Annotated in this window: 19 protein-coding genes; 6 read left to right on the top strand and 13 right to left on the bottom strand. The window is 55.8% G+C overall.

The annotated features are described in order from the left end of the window. Positions 1-3: 3 nt before the first annotated feature. Both HALTITAN_RS05085 and HALTITAN_RS05080 read left to right on the top strand, forming a co-directional pair. Entirely contained in the window at positions 4-531 is a 528-nt protein-coding gene (locus tag HALTITAN_RS05085; RefSeq protein WP_009286451.1) for an LptM family lipoprotein, read from the top strand. A 406-nt stretch (positions 532-937) separates the two neighbouring features. Continuing rightward, entirely contained in the window at positions 938-1246 is a 309-nt protein-coding gene (locus tag HALTITAN_RS05080) for an SH3 domain-containing protein (RefSeq protein WP_138801497.1), read from the top strand. Here the strand turns inward: HALTITAN_RS05080 and HALTITAN_RS25910 are convergent. Both HALTITAN_RS25910 and HALTITAN_RS05070 read right to left on the bottom strand, forming a co-directional pair. Next, complete coding sequence (locus HALTITAN_RS25910; RefSeq protein WP_039858230.1) at positions 1233-1430, bottom strand: hypothetical protein; 198 nt, start codon at positions 1428-1430, stop codon at positions 1233-1235. The genes HALTITAN_RS05080 and HALTITAN_RS25910 overlap by 14 nt on opposite strands. Positions 1431-1495: 65 nt before the next feature. Continuing rightward, positions 1496-3391, bottom strand: coding sequence for a monovalent cation:proton antiporter-2 (CPA2) family protein (locus HALTITAN_RS05070; RefSeq protein WP_009286450.1), 1896 nt, complete (start codon positions 3389-3391; stop codon positions 1496-1498). 97 nt (positions 3392-3488) lie between these two features. On the opposite strand from HALTITAN_RS05070, the gene HALTITAN_RS05065 reads away from it, so the two are divergent. Genes HALTITAN_RS05065 through HALTITAN_RS05055 form a run of 3 tightly spaced genes read left to right on the top strand, consistent with a single transcriptional unit; the run spans position 3489 to position 5862 of the window. After that, positions 3489-3767: a Trp family transcriptional regulator gene (locus tag HALTITAN_RS05065; RefSeq protein ID WP_027959142.1), complete on the top strand. Its 279-nt coding sequence runs from the start codon at positions 3489-3491 to the stop codon at positions 3765-3767. After that, positions 3764-5185, top strand: a complete 1422-nt coding sequence (locus HALTITAN_RS05060; RefSeq protein ID WP_009286449.1) for an anthranilate synthase component I family protein — start codon at positions 3764-3766, stop codon at positions 5183-5185. The genes HALTITAN_RS05065 and HALTITAN_RS05060 overlap by 4 nt, the downstream gene beginning before the upstream one ends. Beyond that, on the top strand, positions 5182-5862 hold the full coding sequence (locus HALTITAN_RS05055; protein ID WP_009286448.1) for an anthranilate synthase component II: 681 nt from the start codon (positions 5182-5184) through the stop codon (positions 5860-5862). Before HALTITAN_RS05060 ends, HALTITAN_RS05055 begins: the two co-directional genes overlap by 4 nt. A gap of 30 nt (positions 5863-5892) precedes the next feature. Here the strand turns inward: HALTITAN_RS05055 and HALTITAN_RS05050 are convergent, their stop codons facing one another. The 8 genes from HALTITAN_RS05050 to cysM form a co-directional block, all read right to left on the bottom strand. Then, positions 5893-6168 carry a DUF1294 domain-containing protein gene (locus HALTITAN_RS05050; protein WP_022523829.1) on the bottom strand — a complete coding sequence of 92 codons (276 nt, stop codon included), beginning with the start codon at positions 6166-6168 and terminating at the stop codon, positions 5893-5895. 26 nt (positions 6169-6194) lie between these two features. Then, entirely contained in the window at positions 6195-7274 is a 1080-nt protein-coding gene (gene rluF / locus HALTITAN_RS05045) for a 23S rRNA pseudouridine(2604) synthase RluF (RefSeq protein WP_009286447.1), read from the bottom strand. Between the two features lie 36 nt (positions 7275-7310). Next, positions 7311-7856, bottom strand: coding sequence for a DUF924 family protein (locus tag HALTITAN_RS05040; protein WP_009286446.1), 546 nt, complete (start codon positions 7854-7856; stop codon positions 7311-7313). Positions 7857-7936: 80 nt separating this feature from the next. Further along, entirely contained in the window at positions 7937-10585 is a 2649-nt protein-coding gene (gene ppc, locus HALTITAN_RS05035) for a phosphoenolpyruvate carboxylase (RefSeq protein WP_039858225.1), read from the bottom strand. A 38-nt stretch (positions 10586-10623) separates the two neighbouring features. Next, entirely contained in the window at positions 10624-11463 is an 840-nt protein-coding gene (gene mazG / locus HALTITAN_RS05030; protein ID WP_039858224.1) for a nucleoside triphosphate pyrophosphohydrolase, read from the bottom strand. Beyond that, a complete protein-coding gene (relA, locus tag HALTITAN_RS05025) occupies positions 11463-13739 on the bottom strand; it encodes a GTP diphosphokinase (protein WP_027959135.1) in 2277 nt (758 codons plus the stop codon). Before relA ends, mazG begins: the two co-directional genes overlap by 1 nt. Before the next feature lie 73 nt (positions 13740-13812). Next, a complete protein-coding gene (locus HALTITAN_RS05020) occupies positions 13813-15210 on the bottom strand; it encodes a 23S rRNA (uracil(1939)-C(5))-methyltransferase (RefSeq protein ID WP_039858221.1) in 1398 nt (465 codons plus the stop codon). Between the two features lie 2 nt (positions 15211-15212). Continuing rightward, entirely contained in the window at positions 15213-16121 is a 909-nt protein-coding gene (gene cysM / locus HALTITAN_RS05015; RefSeq protein ID WP_009286444.1) for a cysteine synthase CysM, read from the bottom strand. Between the two features lie 91 nt (positions 16122-16212). Here cysM and HALTITAN_RS05010 point away from each other — a divergent pair, with 91 nt between their 5' ends. After that, positions 16213-18945, top strand: coding sequence for a response regulator (locus HALTITAN_RS05010; RefSeq protein WP_039858219.1), 2733 nt, complete (start codon positions 16213-16215; stop codon positions 18943-18945). An 83-nt stretch (positions 18946-19028) separates the two neighbouring features. Here HALTITAN_RS05010 and acpS read toward each other — a convergent pair whose 3' ends face one another. Genes acpS through recO form a run of 3 tightly spaced genes read right to left on the bottom strand, consistent with a single transcriptional unit; the run spans position 19029 to position 21013 of the window. Continuing rightward, positions 19029-19406, bottom strand: coding sequence for a holo-ACP synthase (acpS, locus tag HALTITAN_RS05005; RefSeq protein ID WP_027959133.1), 378 nt, complete (start codon positions 19404-19406; stop codon positions 19029-19031). 33 nt (positions 19407-19439) lie between these two features. Continuing rightward, a complete protein-coding gene (pdxJ, locus tag HALTITAN_RS05000; protein ID WP_009286443.1) occupies positions 19440-20264 on the bottom strand; it encodes a pyridoxine 5'-phosphate synthase in 825 nt (274 codons plus the stop codon). 53 nt (positions 20265-20317) lie between these two features. Further along, entirely contained in the window at positions 20318-21013 is a 696-nt protein-coding gene (gene recO / locus HALTITAN_RS04995; RefSeq protein WP_039858216.1) for a DNA repair protein RecO, read from the bottom strand. Between the last annotated feature and the right edge of the window lie 2 nt (positions 21014-21015).

Here is a 21015-nt window from a genome sequence, read left to right as displayed (position 1 = left end):
TCAATGGTAAGATTCAAAATAGTGATACTTCTTTTGATAACGATTTTTACTTGTTCAGGGTGTGGTATTAAAACACATAAAAACTATGGATTTACAGAGCCTGAGCTTCGTCTAAACACTGGTGCTATTCATGCAAAGTTGCGCGGCACAATGGAAAATATTGACAATAAAGCCAGCATACATCATGCCCCATATGAAATGTTGCTTTGGTTTTCTTCTTCAATCGAACAAAACAGTAGCTGTTTAGTAAATATAGATTCGATAACTTTAAAAAACTCTGAAACAGGTGAGTCTGTATTGGTTTCTGAAAACTCTGAGGCTGTATTTAGGGAAAGATCGAACGGTGTGTATACGGCAAGCTTTAATTATGAGAATTTAAATCTTCAACACACTGATCATGAATTAGAATTCATATACTCTTTTAGCAAGGATTGTGGATTGGGTCAGACATTGGTTCCCATTAGCATGTTTTTCAAAAAGCAGTATAGTGAAAGAAATATTTCTTTTTGGGATACGGTAATGGGCATTTGATGGAAGCTTCGTCCTTCGGCCATGTTTCGACGAGCATTAACGATACAACGTATATCTATGGCCCAGACGACATGTCTTCATTGCCAACTAGTGAGTATCTTTCGAAGAATGGCTTTCGCCTCGGAAGAGGAATACATCTAGATCTGGCCGAAGAAGAAGAGGCACCGTTGGAAAATTGTATGAGTAATCACAATTCGTCATACAGCACATTAACAAACAATTGTGATACCCCCGTTCAAGACTGCTTAAAGCAACTTAGTTATGATCTAGGCAGGAACATACTTCCGGTCTCTCTTGGTTTCTCCCCGCTAGACTCTGAATTGTTTTCGGGATCTGAGTTTTATCATCCAACGTGAGCAGCTGAGGAAAGCAACTCTATATGGCCTTTCGAGGAAAGCACCGCTCCATGGGCAAAATAATTCTGTATGTTATTGTTGGGGGGTTGGCGGCTTTATACGCTATGAATTTTTTTAGTAGCACGTCAAAATTTATTTTGATAGCTGAAGCACCCACAGCGGTTTATGAGGATTTCCCAGCTAGCGGCCTTCCCAGCGCACAGGTCATTGGCGTAATGAGCAAGGGAGAAGTCGCGCGAATATTCCATGCTGAATATTCAAAAGACTTTATGTACTACAAGGTTCAACTTCCCAATGGCGTGGAAGGTTATGTCCTCTGGACGGTAGATGTCACAGTCCAGCCTGCTAAGAAAAATTGAACCATTCTCTAAAACGCCACATTGGGTGAATAAATACAACACCCACCAACAGAGCTATCAATAAGACGCCCTGAGCCGGATGAGCTTCCACAGCCTGCAAGGCAATCAGGCCTCCAAGGTCGTCGCCTACAGCTACGACGCCGCCGGGCGCCTCATCGGCAGCCAGCACGGTGACCACGCCCATCGCTACTCAGTTGAAGGGTGATCTCCACCTAATAAATCAGCGCACCACAGCAAACCGCCATTTTTCTATGCCTTGTGCTCCTGATCAACTTCAGGCGGTGTCCAAATAGGCACATCCTGCCGTTGCGGCTCTGGCCAATCCTGCTTCATTGCGCTGTTCAACGACTCTTCCAGCTTCATAAATAGCTCACCGTAGCGGGGGCTGAAGCTGATGCCCTCTTCGATCTCTTTCCAGGCCTCAAACAATTCATCCTCATGGGCATCTTCGTTCTGTACAAAGGCCCAGGTCATCTGCTTAGCTCGCATGGGGTGCACGCCCATGGCAGTCAGTGCGTGTCCGCCCAGTTCCAGCGCTGAATGATAGGTTTCACTGATAACGTCGTCGGCCCCTGCGTCACGTAGCTGATAGCCATGCCCACGGTCGAATGCACGGGCCAGCACCCACACCTGTGGGTAGGCATGCTTCACATGCTTAACCATCTGTACGGCACGCTCACGATCGTCTAACGCGATAACTAGTAACCTAGCGTGCTCAATCCCTGCGGTCTCAAGCAAGTCGGAGCGGCTGGCGTCACCAAAGTAGCTTTTGATGTTAATTTTGCGCAGGTTCTCGATCTGCTCGATCTCGAGATCCAAGGCGACAATGGGAATATTATTGGCGCGCAGCAAGCGGCAGATAATTTGTCCAAACCGGCCTACTCCCGCAACGATAACCGGTGCCTGCTCCTTAATAGCATCGGCTTCGCGATCATCGTTTTTAGCGATAAGGTAGCGCGGTAGCACCAGCCGGTCATAGGCAATAAATAGCAACGGCGTTAAGAACATCGATAGCGCCACCACCAGTGAGAGAATCTGGGAGATATCAGTAGGAATCACGTTGTTTTGAACGCTATAGGTCAGCAGCACAAAGCCAAACTCACCGGCTTGGGCAAGGCTTAAAGTGAATAGCCAACCGTTGCTACCATGTACCCGAAATAGCAGCGCCAAGCCCAGCAGAATCAGACCTTTAACAACGATAACCGCCAAACCTAGCGATAGCACCGCGCCCCACTCCGCCGCTAACACCGAGAAGTTGATGCCCGCTCCTACGGTAATAAAGAACAGCCCCAGTAGTAGCCCTTTGAAGGGCTCAATATTGGCTTCCAGCTCGTGTTTAAATTCACTGTTGGCGAGCACCACCCCCGCTAGGAAGGCACCCAGGGCGGGGGATAAATTGACCACACTCATCAGGGCGGCGATGCCAATCACCAGCATCAGCGCAGTAGCGGTAAATACTTCACGCAGGCCAGAGCCAATCACATAGCGAAACAGCAGCGGCATCAAATAGTAGCCAGCGGCAATAACGCTTGCGATAGCTGCCACGACCACTAAAGCGTGCGCCCAGCCGGGCAAGTGGGCTACCAGGCTTAAGCTGGCGTGGCCATCATCACCGCCCGCCCCCATCAACTCAGGCAGCGCCAGAAGCGGGATCAGTGCCAGCATGGGGATCACCGCAATATCCTGAAACAACAGCACCGAGAAAGCGCTGCGCCCGCCCTCCGTTTTGGCGAGCCCCTTTTCATTCAGTGTTTGCAGCACAATCGCCGTGGAAGAGAGCGCGAAAATCAGTCCCACCGCCAGGGAGGTTTGCCACACCAGTCCCAGCCACCAGGCAATAGCGGTGCCAGCTGCAGCGGTTAGCACGACCTGAAGCCCACCCAGACCGATCAGCCGAACCCGCATTGCCCACAGCCCTTTGGGGTCAAGCTCCATGCCCACCAAAAAAAGCATCATCACCACGCCAAACTCGGCAAAGTGCTGAATGGTGGTGGTCTCCTGCCCCACCAGCCCCAGGATTGGCCCAATCACTACCCCGGCGACCAAGTAACCCAGTACCGACCCCAGGCCAAAACGCTTGGCAAGAGGTACGGCGATCACCGCGGCAACAAGATAAATAAAGGCTTGAATGAAATAACTGGTCATCGGGGCTCCTTAAATTGACAGGCGCTACTTGACTTCCCAGAGCAATCAGGTAGCGTACTAGTACGTTAGTACATCACTAATTACTCGGTAGCGAACTATGCCTTCAAACGGTCACTATCAGGCTGAGCTAATCGACCACCTACTCTCCATTGATTCACCTGAAGCAATGGATCGAGCGCTGGCGAGCCTGCTAACGCCTGCAGAGTACCAAGAAATCAGTAAACGCCTACAAATTTTTAAGCTGCTGCGTGAAGGCGTGCCCCACCGCAAAATTGCCGAAACCCTGGGTGTGGGCATCGCTACGGTTTCACGGGGCTCCCGCGCGCTTACCACGTTACCCTCTTCAAGCCCTTCTTCACGGAATGATGCATCATGACCACTGCAAATACACAGGCCTCACCAGGCCCGCAGCCTTTTACGCTGCCGCGCAAACCTCACTATGTGACCTTGGCGGCGGACTGCGACTTCTTTGCCCTGTTTCAGAAAATCGAGCGCCGGTTTGATACCTGCTACATGCTGGAGTCATTGGGCGAAGATAGCCATATGGCGCGCCACTCGATCATTGGCTTTGATCCCGAGTACACGCTTTACGCCAACGGCAACACGCTGACGATCGAAGACCGCAAAGGCAACGCCAATCACTACCCCAGCGATAACCCCTATGAGCTGCTGCGCAGTCTGATCCCGCAGAATATTATTTCCCGCAAGTACGCCGGGGGGTTAAGCGGTTACCTTGGTTACGATGCCATGCAGTATTTCGAGCCATCGCTTACGTTAAAAGCCAACGATGATTTCGACACCTTCCGTTTCGGGCTTTACAAAGATGGCCTGATCCTCGACAAGATGACCGGAGAAGTCACCTACTTCTATTACGACAACAGCCGCTACGAATTTCTACAGACGTTAATTGATGCAGACGATGAGCCGGCAGGCCCGCTGAAAATCACCGCCTTAGGCGACACCATGAGCCAGGCAGAACACGCCGAGGCGGTGGCCAAGGTGAAACAGGATATTATCGACGGCAAAGTGTTCCAGTGCGAAGTTGGCTTTAAAAAACGCTTCAGTATTAAAGGCGACGCCCTGGCGCTGTATGACCAGCTACGCACCATCAACCCGTCGCCGCAAATGTACTACGTCAAATTTGGCGAACAAAAGCTAATTGGCGCAAGCCCAGAGCTTTTATTTCGGCTGCGCCAGGGCGAGATGGAGACCTTTCCGCTGGCGGGTACCACCACCCGGGGTCAGACGCCCCAAGAAGATACCCAGCTCGCCCGCGCGCTGCTTAACGATCCCAAAGAGATCGCCGAGCACAATATGATCGTGGATCTACACCGCAACGATATTGGCCGGGTAGCGCAGTTTGGCACGGTGAAAGTGCGCAGTTTGATGGATATCAAACGCTTTAGCCACGTGCAGCATATCTCCAGCGAGATCGTCGGCATCATCGCCGAAGGCGAAGATATGTTTACCGCGCTGGCCAGCAACTTCCCCGCGGGCACCCTCACCGGCGCACCCAAAATCGAGGCGATGAAAATCATCGACGATCTGGAAACCGACGGGCGCGGCCCCTACGGAGGCGCAGTGGGCCAGTTCTCGTTCAACGGGGACTGTACCTTTGCGATTCCGATTCGTACCGTGTTTGTGAATGGTGAGCGTGCCTACGTGCAAACCTGCGGTGGCAATGTGTTTGATAGCAATGCCGCCGATGAGTATGAGGAGATCCGCCGCAAGTTTGCCGGTACTCGCAAAGCCCTTACCCCCTTTATGGAGACGGACATGGAGAGCCCAGCATGAAGGTACTTATCATCGATAATTACGACTCCTTCACCTATAACCTCTACCAGTTTATTGGTGAGATTCTAACCACAGAGAAGAATCGCGGCGGGCTGGCCAATTTTGAGATTATCGTTAAGCGCAACAATCAGATCGATTACGGCGCCATCGAAGCCATGGCCCCGGAGCGTATTATCATCTCCCCCGGCCCCGGCTCGCCGGATGACCCGCGCTACTTTGGTGTATGCGCTGAAGTGATCGAGAAACTGGGTAAGACCACCCCGCTGCTGGGAGTATGCCTGGGTATGCAAGGCATTGTGCACGTATTTGGCGGCAAGGTAGTGAAGGCGCCGCTACCGATGCATGGCAAGATCAGCCCGATCAACCACAATAACGCATCGGTGTTTAACGGCGTGCCCGACCAGCTTGAAGTGATGCGCTACCACTCGCTAATTGCCGATGCGATCACCCTGCCCGAGTGCCTGGAAGTGACCGCCACCGTAGGCGCACTTGCAGCCGATAGCTTTGAGCAGCGCAGCCGTTGGCTGGCACTGGGTGAATTCGAACTGATGGGGGTTAAACATCGGGAGTACCCGATTCACGGCATCCAGTTTCACCCAGAATCGTTTGCCACCGAAGGCGGCAAAGAGCTGATCGCTAATTTTCTTTTCGCGCACGGCAATCACGCCAGAGCGTAGGCACCAAGTATAGGGTGGCTAAACGGGTGGCTAAATGAGACTCAATGAAACCGTTAGCCACCCTAGACAGGCCAGATTTACGACAACCGTCAGCCAGAACGTCACTTGAAAGGCGGTTTTCTGGGTTTTATGCCTCAGTTGCTGTTGGGCCAGTAGCGCACCCGGCCAGCCACCCACTACCCCAAGCAGATGTAGCGACTTTTCACTCACCCGACGGCGGTTTTTAATAGCCGCCTTTTTGTCGATAGCGTAAGTGATATAAGCGATAACGCTCACTACAGCGTAAAAGGCGACGATTGGGATCACAGTGAAGACTCTTGAATGATGGGGAGTTACTTGCGCCGCTGGGAAGGCTTTCCGACCGCCGCTGGCTTACCGCGGCCTTTACCAACGGGCTTACCTTTAGCACCAGGCTTGCTTTTAACACCGGGCTTGCCGGGGGCTTTGCCGCCCTTGGGGTGCGGCTTACCTGGCGCACTGCCTTTCGGGCCGGTACCTGTTTTTCCACTGACTTTTCCGCTGGCGGCTTTTTTACCCTTGACGGGTGGTTTAACTCCAGCGGCTTTGGCACCAGCCGCCTTCGCGCCTGCTTTGGCCGGGCGCCCTTTCGCGGAAGGCGGTTTTGCCTTTCCTGCGCCTGAGCTGTAGTTGGGTCTTTCCGGCTTAGCTTTACTTTTCTTCTCGGGTGCCGCCTCTGAGCGTTCAGTCAGGGCGATAATGGTATCGATCTCTTTGGCAGTAAGATCGCGCCAGTCGCCCAGGGCCAAGCCTTTGAGGGGTACATTCATAATACGCGTGCGAATAAGCTGGGTAACTTCATAGCCGAAGTATTCGCACATACGGCGAATTTGCCGATTGAGCCCCTGCACTAGAATGATGGTGAACACAAAGGTGGACTCTTTTTGCACCTTGCAGCGCTTAGTCACCTTGCCAAGAATCGGCACACCACTCTGCATGCCCTCGATAAACTCGTCGGTGATCGGCTTGTTCACCGTCACCTGGTACTCTTTTTCGTGGTTGTTATTGGCGCGCAGAATCTTATTAACCAGATCGCCGTTATTGGTTAAAAAAATCAGCCCCTGGGAGTCTTTATCGAGCCGCCCAATGGGAAAAATACGCACGCCATGCTTCACAAACTCAACGATATTGTCCTTTTCGCTGGACTCAGTGGTACTGACAATGCCCACCGGTTTGTTCAGCGCGATCAGTACCAGATCCTCTTCTTCCTGAGGCTCGATCTCCTGACCGTTTACTTTAACCAAGTCACCCGCCACCACTTGATCACCGGTAGTCGCACGGCGACCGTTTATCCATACGTTGCCCTGCTCCACAAAACGGTCGGCTTCACGGCGAGAGCACATCCCGCTCTCGCTAATATATTTATTGATACGGGTAGTTTTTCGAAACGACATAAAACGCCATGTGGCTATAAGAGGATAAGCAAACAGTTAAAAAGAGGAGCCGGGCTCCTTTAAGAAGGCCAACTCCTCGTCGGTAGAGCCCCGCCCCCACAGTGCGTTGCGGTGCGGGTAGCGCCCAAAACGATCAATAATCGCCTTGTGGCGCACTTCAAAGTCGTAGTTATTCTCTAACCCCGGCTGGTCAAACAGCTGCATCGCCAGCTCATGAATGGCCGCGGATTCGCTATGCATATAGGGCATATACAAAAACGCACGCTGCTCGCTGGTTAGTTCTGCGTCTGCCCCAGCGGCTACCGCCTCTTGAGCTAGCGCCAGCGCTAAGGGATCAGTGGCAAAAGCGCGGGAATCATCGCGATAGATATTGCGCGAGAACTGATCCAGCACAATGATCTCCGCAAGCCGCCCTTGCGCCGTTTGACGCCATGCATAACATTCGCACCGCGCGGCTTGGGCATGCAGTGCGCCAAACCGCTGCGAGATTGTACGATCCAACTCAGTGTCTTTTTTAAACCACTGAGCAGGCGTCAACTCCTCAAACCAAAAGTCGAGTACCGCTTGAGCATCTGAGGACATTGACGCCTCCCTGTTGTAGTAGAACGTTGTAGTAAAACGTTACGGTTAAAAATCACGGTAAAAAATCGTGTTAAAACAGCCTAGCCGGTGTTGCGCAGACCTGCCGCTATGCCCGCCATAGTGACCATCAACGCCCGGGAAAGATCGGCGCTGATCGCCCCATCGGCGTCGCGATTACGCTGCAGCAACTCCGCCTGCAAACCGTGCAGCGGATCGATGTAGGGGTTGCGAACATCGATCGCCTGGCGAATCAGCGGCGTGTTTTCCAATAGCTTCTCTTGCTGAAGAATATCCAGCACTGCTTCTTCCAACGACGCGAAGCGCTGGCGTAACTTTTTACCCAGCGCCTTCAGCGAGGGCTCGTCGACCAAGCGGTGCTCATAATAAGCGGCAATGGCGACATCGGCTTTGGCCAGCAGCATCTCCAGCATGTCCAGGTAGGTGCCGAAGAAGGGCCATTCGTTGCGCATCTCCTGTAGCACATCGCGTCCACCGGGCTGTTCTAAGCGCCGCGCAAAAGCTTCGCCGCTGCCCAGCCACGCCGGCAGCATCAGGCGAATCTGTGTCCAGGCGAAAATCCATGGAATGGCGCGCAGGGTTTCGACCCCGCCATCCTGACGCCGCTTGGTGGGGCGTGAGCCTAACGGCAGCCTACCCAAGGCGCCTTCCGGTGTGACCGCGCGGAAATAGGGCACAAAGTCTGGGTCTTCACGCACGACGCCCACATAGGCACCATGCGCTACCTTAGCGAGCTGATCCATCTCTTCACGCCAATGCGGTTCCGGCGCACGCGGTGGCAACAGCGTGGCTTCCAGCACTGCACAGGCATAGATCTCCATGGAGCGCAGGGCAATATCGGGCTGGCCAAACTTGAAGCGAATCATCTCGCCCTGCTCGGTCACCCGCAGACTGCCGTTTACCGAACCGGGTGGCTGGGAGAGTATCGCCGCATGGGCCGGGCCGCCACCACGACCAACGGTGCCGCCACGGCCGTGGAACAGGGTTAAATCGACGCCGTGCCGGTTACACACATTCACCAGCGACTCTTGAGCGCGGTACTGCGCCCAGGCAGCGGCCAGCTGGCCGGCATCTTTTGCCGAGTCGGAGTAGCCGATCATGACCTCCTGACGGTCATCGATCAGCGAACGGTAGCCCGGTATCGCCAGCAGCTGATCCACCACATCGCCTGCGTGATCCAGGTCGTTAAGGGTTTCAAACAGCGGTGCGATAGGTAGCGTTACCTGCCCCCCGACCTCTTTCATCAGCAGTGCCACGGTGAGCACGTCGGACGGCTCAGCGGCCATGGAGATAATATAAGTCCCCAGCGCTTCGGAATGCTCTTGGGCGATGACTTTAAACGTATCCAGCACTTCGCGGGACTCGGCGGAGCACTCCCAGCGGCGCGGAATCAGCGGTCGACGTGAGGCCAGCTCCTCAAGCAGAAATTCCTGACGTTTGGCTTCGTCCCACTCCTGGTAGTGACCCAGGCCAAGGGCGCTGGTCAGCTCTTCAATGACCTGGGCATGGCGACTGGCTTCCTGACGTAGGTCAAGCTTGGTCAGCGTAACGCCAAACACCGCTACCCGACGCAGCGTATCCAGCAACGCGCCATTGGCGATGGTGTCGAGGCCCACATCACACAGCGAGCGGTAGCAGGCGAGCAGCGGTGAGTAGAGCTGATCGCGGGTTTCAATAATCGGCCCGCCATCATAGTTATTCCCCTCCAGCTCGGCCTTGGCCCAATCTCGCGTTGATTCCATCTTCGCCAGCAGGCGTTTCAACACTTCGCGGTAAGGCTCTGCTACATCGCCTGCCTCGGCTTTGAGCGCGCTATTGGCCTTCCACATGGAGAGTTCGGTTTTGAGCTGTTCAAGATCGCGCAAATAGAGGTCGGCGGCCATCCAGCGGCCAAGCAGCAACACTTCACGGGTCACTCGGGCGGTCACGTTGGGGTTACCGTCGCGGTCACCGCCCATCCAGGAGGCGTAGCGTATCGGCGCGGCGTCCAGGGGCAGGCGTTCACCGGCGGTATCCAGCAGCAGGTTATCCAAATCTCTATGGAAATCTGGTACCGCCTGCCACAGCGAATTTTCAATCACCGCAAAGCCCCACTTGGCTTCGTCCACCGGGGTGGGCCGCTCGTGGCGAATCTCGTCGGTGTGCCACGCCTGGCTAATCAGTTCTTCCAGGCGCCCCTGAGCGCGGGTGCCACGCTCCGGGTAATCCTCGGAACTCTCAATGGCGGTTAAGCACTCATCGATGGCATCATATTTTTGGATCAAGGTGCGGCGGATAACTTCGGTGGGGTGCGCGGTTAGCACCAGCTCAACGCGCATATTGGCGAGGGTCTCGACCAGTTTACGCGGTGAGTTGCCCGCCTGCTCGGCACGCGCAAGCAGTTCCCCGAGCACCGGCTGGGAGCCGGGCTTGTAGTCCTCTACCCGGCGAAAGCGCGCCCGATAGTGCTGTTCGGCAATGTTCGCGAGGTTTAAGAACTGGTTAAACGCCCGGGTGACCGGCAGCAGATCCTGCTCGGGAAGCTCACGCAGGTACTCGATCAATTCACGCTGCTGCAGTGAATCGCCCTGGCGCCCGCGCTTGGCGTGGGCGCGAATGGTTTCAATTTTATCGACAAATGCTTGGCCCAAATCGTCGGCAATGGTTCGCCCCAGGCTGTCGCCCAGAATACGCACATTATCGCGCAGAGATTCGTGTAGGTCGTGACTCATTGGCATGGCCTCCTTGCAGGGGTCGCGTCATTATTAGATCAGGAATGGGTAGATTGTTTTTCTTCTGCTTTGGCTGCCTGCCAGTGGGCTTCCATCTCGTCTAGGGAAGCCTCTATTAATGGCCGCTGGGCAGCGCTAAGCTCGCGCTCGACAAAACGAAAGCGGCGCTCGAACTTGGCATTGGTAGCGCGCAGGCACTGCTCTGGATCGGCATTCAGCGTGCGGGCAAGATTGGTCACTGCAAACAGCAAATCGCCGACTTCTTCCTGGGCGTGCTGTTGATCACCGGCGGCGAGCGCCTCTTCTACTTCCGCCAGCTCTTCACGAATTTTAGCCACCACGCCGCGCGCATCGGGCCAATCGAAGCCTACTCGCGCGGCGCGCTTGGACAGCTTGGCAGCGCGGCTAAGGGCGGGCAGCGTGCGCGGCACATCGTCTAGCACAGAGGGCCGCTCAACGGCTCTCTCGGCACGCTCCTCGGCCTTCAATGACTCCCAGCGGCTGTTGACCTGCTGAGTTTGCACCTCTTCGGCACTCACTCCTGGCGGGCGGCGGGAAGCCAGCGTGCCATCCGGAAACACGTGCGGATGGCGGCGCAGCATTTTGGCGGTCAACGTATCGACGATATCAGCAAAGTCGAAGCGCTGCTCTTCCGCGCCAAATTGGGCGTAGTAGACCACTTGAAAGAGCAGATCGCCCAGCTCGCCGGGCAGCTCGTCGAAAGCACGCCGCTCGATGGCATCGGCGACCTCGTAGGCCTCTTCCAGGGTGTGGGGCACAATGCTGTCCCAATCCTGCTGGAGATCCCAGGGGCAGCCCTGCTGCCGGTCGCGCAGCACCTGCATCAGGGTCAGCAGATCATCGATACCATGGCGCATTATGCCCCTCCCTTGCGAATTTGTTGTTCCGGGTCGGCGTTGCGCAAACGGCGCACTTCGGTAACGTTGGGCAACTGCTGGATACGCGAGAACAACCGTCCCAGGGATTCAAGGCCATCGACTTCCAGGGTAATGCGCAGCCGGGCAATGCCTTCATCGGTGTCCGTTAGCGTGTTCACGGCAAGCACGTTGACTTTTTCATTACCGAGCAGGCCCGTGACATCGCGCAGCAGCCCGGAGCGATCCCAGGCCTGAATCTCGATGGTCACCGGGTAGCGGGTCTGGGCGCGTTCGCCCCACTCCACTTCAATAATGCGCTGGGGTTCGTCCAGCCGCAATTGCAGAATATTACTGCAGTCCTGGCGGTGAACGGTGACGCCACGCCCCTGGGTAATAAAGCCGATAATCGGTTCGCCAGGCACCGGACGGCAGCAGTTGGCCATACTGGTTTTAAGGTTGCCGACGCCGAGCACCGTGATATCGCTTTTGGTGGCTTTGCTGGATTGGCGCTTAGGTTTGGCGAGCAGGCGATCGAGCTGCTCTTGGTCGTCGGTTTCACCAAACAGTTGCTGAGCCTGGTGCAGCACCTGACCGATACGCAGGTCACCAGCGCCGATGGCCGCGTACATGTCCTCGGCGTTTTGGTAGTTGACCGCCTTGGCCAGCTTGGGCAGATCGAGACCTTCGACATCCAGGCGGCGCATTTCACGGTCAAACAGCACGCGCCCCTCGTCCAGGTTTTGATCCCGTGCCTGATGTTTGAACCACGCCTGGATTTTGGCCCGCGCCCGGGAAGTGCGTACATAGCCCAAACTGGGGTTTAGCCAGTCGCGGCTTGGGCCGCCTTTAGTGGCGGTAAGAATTTCTATCTGCTGGCCGGTTTTTAACTTGTAGGTGAGCGGCACAATGCGCCCATTAATCTTGGCCCCTCGGCAGCGGTGGCCAATCTCGGTATGCACCCGGTAGGCGAAATCGATCGGTGTGGCAATTCGCGGCAGGTCAATCACGTGACCGTCAGGAGTGAAGACGTAAATGCGGTCAGGGGCCACATCACTGGAGAGCCCTTCGCGCAAATCGCCAAAGCCGCCCACTTCGTCCTGCCACTCCAGAACCTGACGCAGCCAGGCAATTTTCTCTTCGTAGCTACGGCTTTTGGCGTTGGTATCGTGGCCTTTGTAACGCCAGTGGGCACAAACGCCCAGCTCCGCTTCGTCGTGCATGGCGAAGGTGCGAATCTGGATTTCGAGCACCTTGTTTTCCGGCCCCATCACGGCGGTATGCAGCGACTGATAGCCGTTCTTTTTGGGGTTGGCGATATAGTCGTCAAACTCGTTGGGCACGTGGTGCCAGCGCGAGTGAATAATCCCCAGCACGGTGTAGCAGTCCGCCACTTCCGGCACCAGAATACGCACTGCGCGCACGTCATGAACTTGCGAAAAATCGATCCGTTTGCGCTTCATTTTGCGCCAGATCGAATAGATATGCTTGGCTCGCCCATCCACGTCGTAGCGGTGGATGTGCTGAGCTTCCATCAAGCCTTTGATGGTTTCGACCACATCGTGAATATAGCGGTCGCGGTCAAGGCGTTTCTCCGCCAACAGCTTGGCAATCGCCTTGTACTCATCTTCGTGCAGGTAGCGAAACGATAGATCTTCCAGTTCCCACTTAAGCTGACCGATGCCCAGGCGGTGGGCCAGCGGCGCATAAATATCGGCGACTTCACGAGCCACCAGTAAACTTTTTTCCCGGGGGGCGTCTTTTACCTGGCGTAGTGCGCAGGTGCGTTCGGCAATCTTAATGAGCGCCACGCGCACATCACCGACCATATTGACCAGCATCTTACGCAGGTTTTCCTGCTGATTGTGTTGGCCCATGCCATGGTCAGGCGCCAACGGGTAGCTAATAGCGGCCATTTGCAGCACGCCATCAATCAGACTGGCCACTTCTTCGCCAAAGCGTTTTGTCACGGACTCAAGGCTCAGCAGCCCTTCCCGCACTGCACGGTAGAGAACGGCGGCCTCAAGCGTGGCTTGGTCTAGCTTTAACTCACCAAGGATATCGGCCATTTCCAGGCCCATGCGAAAACTAGAGCCTGGCGATAGCCATACGCGATGGGTGCGCGGGGCTTCAAGCTCCAGTTGTTCGGCGAGTTCACAGGCACCGACTAGACGCTCAGGCTCAGGTAGGCGCACATCCTCCTGCAGGCGCGTTAACCACTGCTGTATATCCACCTTTCCGCCCGCGGTTAGCGGCTGGTCTTCACGCACTTTCACCATGACAATTACTCATCCTTTCAGGGAGACGGTCTCTGCACGACCGCCACCGTGGCTTGATGCGATGGGGAAACGTCTAGTCCCCGTATTCGAACAGCATCAGCGTTTCCATATGCGCAGTGTGAAGGAACATATCCGCCACTGCTACTTGCTTGACCCGGTAACCCGCATGCACAAGATGTGCCGCATCCCGAGCAAGCGTCGCCGGATCACAGGAAATATAGACCACCCTGGGCACCGGGTGATGCGCCAGCGCCTGACAAATAACTTCGGCGCCGCTTCGCGGCGGATCGAGCACAAGCGCATCGCTACCGCCATGAACGGTCAACAGCTCCTTAACGCTGGCAGCGCTGTTTAAATCAGCCTGCTGACCGCTGACCATCAGTTGGTTGCGCTTAGCGTTAATCGCAATGCGCGCCACCATGGCGGGGTTACCTTCCACCGCATAGACCTCAGCACCCGCTGCCGCTATGGGGAGGCTGAAATTACCGATACCAGCGAACAGATCGAGTAATTTTTGCCCTGGCTTAGGCGCTAACCACTGGATGATCTGGGCGACCATTTGCTGGTTAACCGGGGCGTTGACCTGTAAAAAATCGCCCGGTGCAAAACTTAAGCTAAGCGGTGGTTGGCCGGTAACGGTTAGCGACTCTTCAAGCGCCGGCGCTGCGCCATGCCAGTGCAGTGTGGGTGTTTCACGCCCCAACCAAGTGCCCAGCGCCACTCCCTGCTGCTGCGCAAAGGCTTGCCAGCGTTCGGCGTCCCCGGTGTGCTCTTTTAACTGACGTACTAACACGACCTGCGTGGTCGCCGTCGCCAATAACTCAATATGCCCTACCTGGCGCGGCGCCTCTAACGTACCCAGCAGCTCACGCAGAGGAGTTAACAGGCGCTGTAAGGGATCAACTAACACCGGGCAGCGTTCAATATCCACCAGGCGGTGGCTATGGGCGGCACGAAAACCCAGGCGCGTAGTACCCTGGCCGTCGACTTTGACCCCCAGCCGTGCACGGCGCCGATAGCCCTGATCGCTGCCTTGAATCGAGCCGATCTCACTTAGCGTTATACCCTGGCGAGAAAACAGATCGCGTACCACTTCACGTTTATGGTCACGCTGGGCGTCGACACTTAGGTGCTGCAGATCACAACCGCCACAGTGGCCAAAATGCGGACAAGGCGGCTTAACGCGCAGCTCGGAGGTGGTCAGCAGCGATTTGATATGCGCTTCATCAAAACGTTTGCGAGTGAGATGAATGGCCACTTCAACCTGTTCACCGGGCAACGCCTGATCAACAAACACGGTTTTACCGTTGGCTGAATGGGCCACGCCACGCCCATCATGAGCCAAACGCTCAATGACCAACGGCGATGCGTCCTCTACAGCGGTATGCGGAGCCTTGCCACCCGGCGTACGCGCTAGTCCAGAGTGACCTGACGCGGGCCTGGGCGGCCGCCGTTTTCCCAACATGGCCATGGTTATACTCCTGGGGCAAATAGGCCAGTGGAGAGATAACGATCACCACGGTCGCAGACGATAAACACAATCACCGCATTTTCGGTTTGCTCCGCGATACGTAGCGCGCCCGCGAGACTGCCACCCGATGAGACCCCGGCCAGAATGCCCTCTTCACGGGCCAGACGGCGCATATGCTCTTCGGCCTCTTGTTGGCCAATATCAAGGGTGACATCCACCCGCGGCGCTTCAAAAATAGCCGGCAGGTACGCTTGTGGCCAGCGACGAATGCCGGGAATACTGGCGCCATCGGCGGGCTGCAAACCGACAATCTGAATAGCCGGGTTTTGCTCTTTCAAATAGCGCGACACCCCCATAATGGTGCCCGTGGTGCCCATCGAGCTGACGAAATGCGTCACCTCGCCCCCGGTTTGCTCCCATACTTCGGGACCGGTGGTACGATAGTGGGCCAGCGGGTTATCAGTGTTGGCGAACTGGTTTAGCGGCTTGCCTTCGCCCCTGGCGATCATGCCATCCGCAATATCCCGAGCCTCTTCCATACCGCCCGCTTTGCTGGCGGAAATTAATTTAGCGCCATAGGCCGCCATTGCCTGCTTACGCTCTTCCGAGGCGTTTTCCGGCATAACCAGCACCATCTGGTAGCCCTTAATCGCGGCCGCCATGGCTAGCGCAATACCGGTATTACCTGAGGTCGCCTCAATCAGCGTATCACCGGGGGCTATATCACCTCGGGCTTCTGCTTCATTGATCATTGAGAGCGCGGGGCGGTCTTTAACCGACCCAGCGGGATTATTGCCTTCAAGCTTGGCCAACAGGGTATTGTTACGCCCCGCGCTAATGCGCTTAAGGCGTACCAGGGGCGTGTTGCCAACCACATCTTCTATTGTGGGATAGCCCTTAAGATCGTTCATGAATGTTCCTTATCGTCACCGTTATGCTGCATTATATCGGTGCTGCCTTAGGCTGGACAGGCAACCTCATTGAATCAGCGAGCTTCTTTTCATGTCTTTGAATACCCGACTGCTGTTTGCGTTACTCGGTTTCCCGCTCCTGGTGTACGCCATGATGGCCGTACTGCTGGTTATACAGAGTGATACGCAAGCTCGCGAGGCACACCAAACGCGGTTAGAAAGCGTCGGCGAGCTGCTCGCCCCGAACCTTGCTGCTGCGGTCGCAACGGGTGATGAGCAACGTCTGGAAGCCCTGTCGCGTCAACTCCTTGCTATGAAAGGACTGCGAGCGGTTGCGCTATTTGATGCCCAGGGCGACCGTCTATTATTACTCGGGCAATCCAACCTACCACCGCTAAACGCCCCAGATGATCAGCAATTGATTAAGCAGCAGGATGCATGGCGACTGCGCTTGCCACTGAACCCTCCTCAAACAAGTGTCAGCCAAGCTGGGGACAGCCGCGTTGGCTGGCTAGATATCGAAATGGATACCCGTACGCTAACCCTTGGTCGCTATAAGTTGATTGCCAGCCTTAGCTTGGGTGGCATGCTGCTTGGCCTGCTGCTGTTTTTAGTCGCTTTTGCGATCAGTCGCTATACCACCCGCCCGCTGGAAGAAGCCAACCAAGCCCTTTATCGGCTATCCCGCGGCGACTATCGGCTACATCTGGCGCCCTCTAATGCCACAGAACTCCATCACCTGAGTAGCTATATTAACGCCCTGGCCGAGCACTTTCAGCAAGCCCAGCGGGATATGCAAACGCAAATCGAGCAGGCCACCAGCGAGCTGCAAGAGTCCATGGAAACCATTGAAGAGCAGAATATCAAGCTCGATTTGGCCCACCGCAGCGCGCTGCGGGCTAATGCCGTGAAGTCTGAATTTCTGGCCAATATGAGCCATGAGATCCGCACACCGCTAAACGGGATTATCGGTTTTTGCCGGTTACTGGGACGCTCATCACTGGATACGCGCCAGCGGGAGTGGCTGCAGCACGTACACCGCGCTTGCGACAACCTGCTTATGCTGGTTAACGACGTGCTCGACTTCTCCAAACTTGAAGCGAATCGCCTCACCCTGGAAGAGACAGATATCGACATTGTCGCACTGGTCGACGAAGTGGTCGGGCTACACGCCCCTGAAGCCCAGCGCAAGCAACTGCACTTGGTGGCCATGGTATATGACGATGTGCCTACCCCGCTAACCGGTGATCCGCTGCGTATTCATCAGGTATTGAATAACTTGATAGGCAATGCGCTTAAATTCACCCAGCACGGCGAGGTGATCGTGCGTGTCATGTTGGATAATTTAGAAGGCCAGCATGTGGTGCTTAATCTGAGCGTCAGTGACACGGGCATTGGCCTCAGCGACGCCCACCAGGAGGCCCTCTTCAGCGCCTTTTCCCAAGCAGAACCAAGCCACTCACGGCAATTTGGTGGCAGCGGCCTTGGGCTTACTATCTGCCGCCAGTTGATTGAACGCATGGGCGGCGAGATTGGCGTGGAAAGCTCGCTGGGCAAAGGAACCACTTTCTTCTTTACACTGCCTATGCTGGCTCATAAAGCGGCCGAGCGACCTCCAGAAATTAGCTTGGCCAACCCGACCATTCGCTTATATGAAACTCATGCTCCAACCCGCCATGTACTGGAGCACTTGCTAGAGCGCTGGGAAGCACAACCCATCGCCTTTGATGTCTCGGAGCCAGCGAAATTGCTGATATTGGGACTTGAACACAGCGACTTTAGCCCCGAATGGCACGCTCACTGGCAAGCGGTGATTGATCAAACACCCTGCCCCACATTGATTTTAGCCAATGGCAATAGTTTTGACCTGCCGCCACTGCACTTAACCCATGGCGGCGAGACACTCTACAAACCTTTTTCCCGCGCGCAGTTGGTAACGACGCTCAAGCAGCTACTGCTATCTACGCACGTGCCGAATAGGAGCGAACAGGAGCTCCCCGCGTTACCAGCGGCGTCTCAGCCACTCAAACTGCTGATTGTCGATGACAATGCACCCAATCGTGAGCTGCTCAAAAACCTACTTGAAGACCCTACCCTGCATGTCTCTACGGTAGAAAGCGGCCACCAAGCACTAGAATTCGCCCGTGCCAGTAACGTCGACATGGTGTTAATGGATATTCGTATGCCGGGGATGGATGGCGTACAAACCACCCAAGCATTGCGCCGGTTGAGTAGTACCTGGGCCCGCTGCCCCATTATTGCCGTTACCGCCCACGTGCTCAGCAATGAACGCCAGCAGTGGCTCGCGGAAGGTCTGGATGACGTGCTGGTAAAACCCATTGACGAAACACAGCTAGCACAGTTGCTCAACCGCTTTTTGGGGGTGACTCATCGGCTGACCGCCAGCATTGCAGAGCCGCCCTATCCACAGCACGACATTAACGCCACCCAGAGGACACGGGTTAGCCATGCGGCACCGGCCACGCTACCCATCATTGATCTGGAGATTGGCGCACGTTTAGCGGGGGGTAAGGAGCATCTGGCACGAGAGCAGCTAAAACGTCTGATCGACAGCTTGGATGAGAGTGAACAGCATATGCGCGCCGCTTTTGGTCAACAGCATTTGCCCACGCTGCTCGATTGGGTGCATGGTCTCAATGGCGCTAGCCGCTACTGCGGTGCGCCCGAGTTGGCCTTACTGGTAGAGACCCTGGAAACTCGTCTACGCACCAGCGGCTTAGACCATGTTGAGGGGCTATTGGAAGACCTTTACCGGGCAATGGCCCGGCTGCGAGCACTGCGCCCGCAGTTGGTTAGGCATTGATTGAACAGGCTTCAAGGCGTTGCCCATTAGATGCTTGGAATAAATGACATGACCCCAGCATTGGCTGATCTGGCGGCGAGCTGTTAACGCTCTAACACCACAAAAGCTACCGCATACTCGGCTTCATCGCTCAGGGTAACGTGGCTAGCGGTGACACCCGCCGCTTGCAATAGCCGCTCGGCTTCGCCATTAAGCAGGAAATAGGGCTTACCCAAGGCATCGTTCAACACCTGAATGTCCCCCCACTGCAGTCCTTGGCGCAGGCCTAAACCCAGCGCTTTTACAAAAGCCTCTTTGGCAGCAAAACGCTTAGCCAGAAACGCCGCAGGTTGGGCTTTGTGTAGCCAAAGCGCCTGCTCATCGGGGCCTAAAATCCGCTCAGCAAAGCGTGGCCCGTGCCGTTTCATGGCCCGTGTAAAACGCTCCACACGGGCAATATCCGAGCCAATTCCCACAATCATCGCCTTAAAAACCTCTGAATAGACAACCTCTGATCAGTGCCCGCAGCAGCCATTATGAACATGCTCAGAGTGGTTGTCATGCTCATGATCGTGAGCATCGAGAGCCGCCATTAAGCCCGCCTCTTGGCCAGCGATGATCAAGCGTTTCATCTCCTGAACGGCCTCTTTGAGGCCCACAAACAGCGCACGGGCAATAATGGCATGGCCGATATTGAGCTCGTTAACGCCCGGCAGAGCCGCAATCGCTTCAACGTTATGGTAATGCAAGCCGTGACCGGCATTGACCACTAAACCCAGCGAGATAGCGTGAGTCGCTGCAGTCGTTAAGCGATGATACTCTGCATTCGCTGCATCGCTGCCGGGACGCGCTTCTGCGTAAGCGCCCGTGTGCAGTTCAATCGTCGGTGCACCGGCGCGCTGAGCAGCCTCAATCTGCTCCACGTCAGGGTCGATAAACAGGGATACATCGCAACCCGCCGCACTTAGCCGTTGGCAAGCGCTGGCAATGGCATCAAAGCCGCCGACAACGTCAAGACCGCCTTCGGTGGTCAGCTCTTCGCGCTTCTCAGGCACTAAACAGACATGGGCGGGGCGCACTTCTTCGGCCAGCGCCAGCATCTCTTCAGTAACAGCCATTTCCAGGTTCATGCGCGTATTAAGCATTTCGGCCAGAATGCGTACATCGCGGGGCTGAATATGACGCCGGTCTTCACGCAAATGCACCGTAATGCCATCGGCACCCGCCTCTTCCGCAACTAGTGCCGCCTGCACGGGGTCAGGGTAGCGAGTACCTCGGGCTTGGCGAAGTGTCGCAATGTGATCAATATTGACGCCTAACAGTATCCGTGGGGGGTGCATAGTTCCTCCAGCGCAACAATAAGGTAAGAGTATGTGAACAGGAAATTCAAAAATCAGGGACGATGACGACGCCGAGCTAAATCGAGCATCAGTTCTCGCGAACGCAAAACGGTGGTGCCAAGATGGGGTGCCAGCGCCGCTCGCATTACTACCTTTAATGCATTGGCAAGGCCTTCATGTTGCCAATCACCCTGCTCAATGTAACGTAACGTTCTGCCGTCGAGGCCACGCTCAGCAGGTATGAATGCCCGGCTGGCGGTGTCAAAACGGTAGCGGAGCTGAGGATCCAAAACGCTACCTTCTGGTGTCGCAAACTGCGGCGTGGCCTCGAGCGCCTCTAGCAGCGCCCACTCATAGCGGCGCAGCGCCAATGCGCGCTCCGCTGGCGCTGGCAGTGCTTCCAGTAGCGCGGTATAAAACGCAAAAACGTCAGGCGCCGGCAGTTCTAACGGCAGCAGCCGGGTGGCGATCTCATTGGCGTAAAGCCCGCACAGCAACCCCTCCCCGGCCAACAGCGCCGTCTGGCCGCGAGACTCCATCAACGTTAGCCGCTTTAAATCGCGGCTGCCCTGCCAGATCACGAACAGTGGCGTAAACGGCTGCAGGCGTTGGCGCGATTTAGAACCGGGCCTTTGCCCACCATGGGCCACAGCACGCACTCTGCCGTGATCAAGCGTTAATAGATCCACCAGCGCACTGGTTTCACGATAAGGCCGACGGTGGAGCAAAAAAGCCGGCTCTGGCGACATCG

Source organism: Vreelandella titanicae BH1 (genome assembly GCF_000336575.1).
GTDB lineage: Bacteria > Pseudomonadota > Gammaproteobacteria > Pseudomonadales > Halomonadaceae > Vreelandella > Vreelandella titanicae.
The sequence above is the reverse complement of the archived record's forward strand: the minus strand, read 5'-3'. Positions and strand labels throughout refer to the sequence as shown.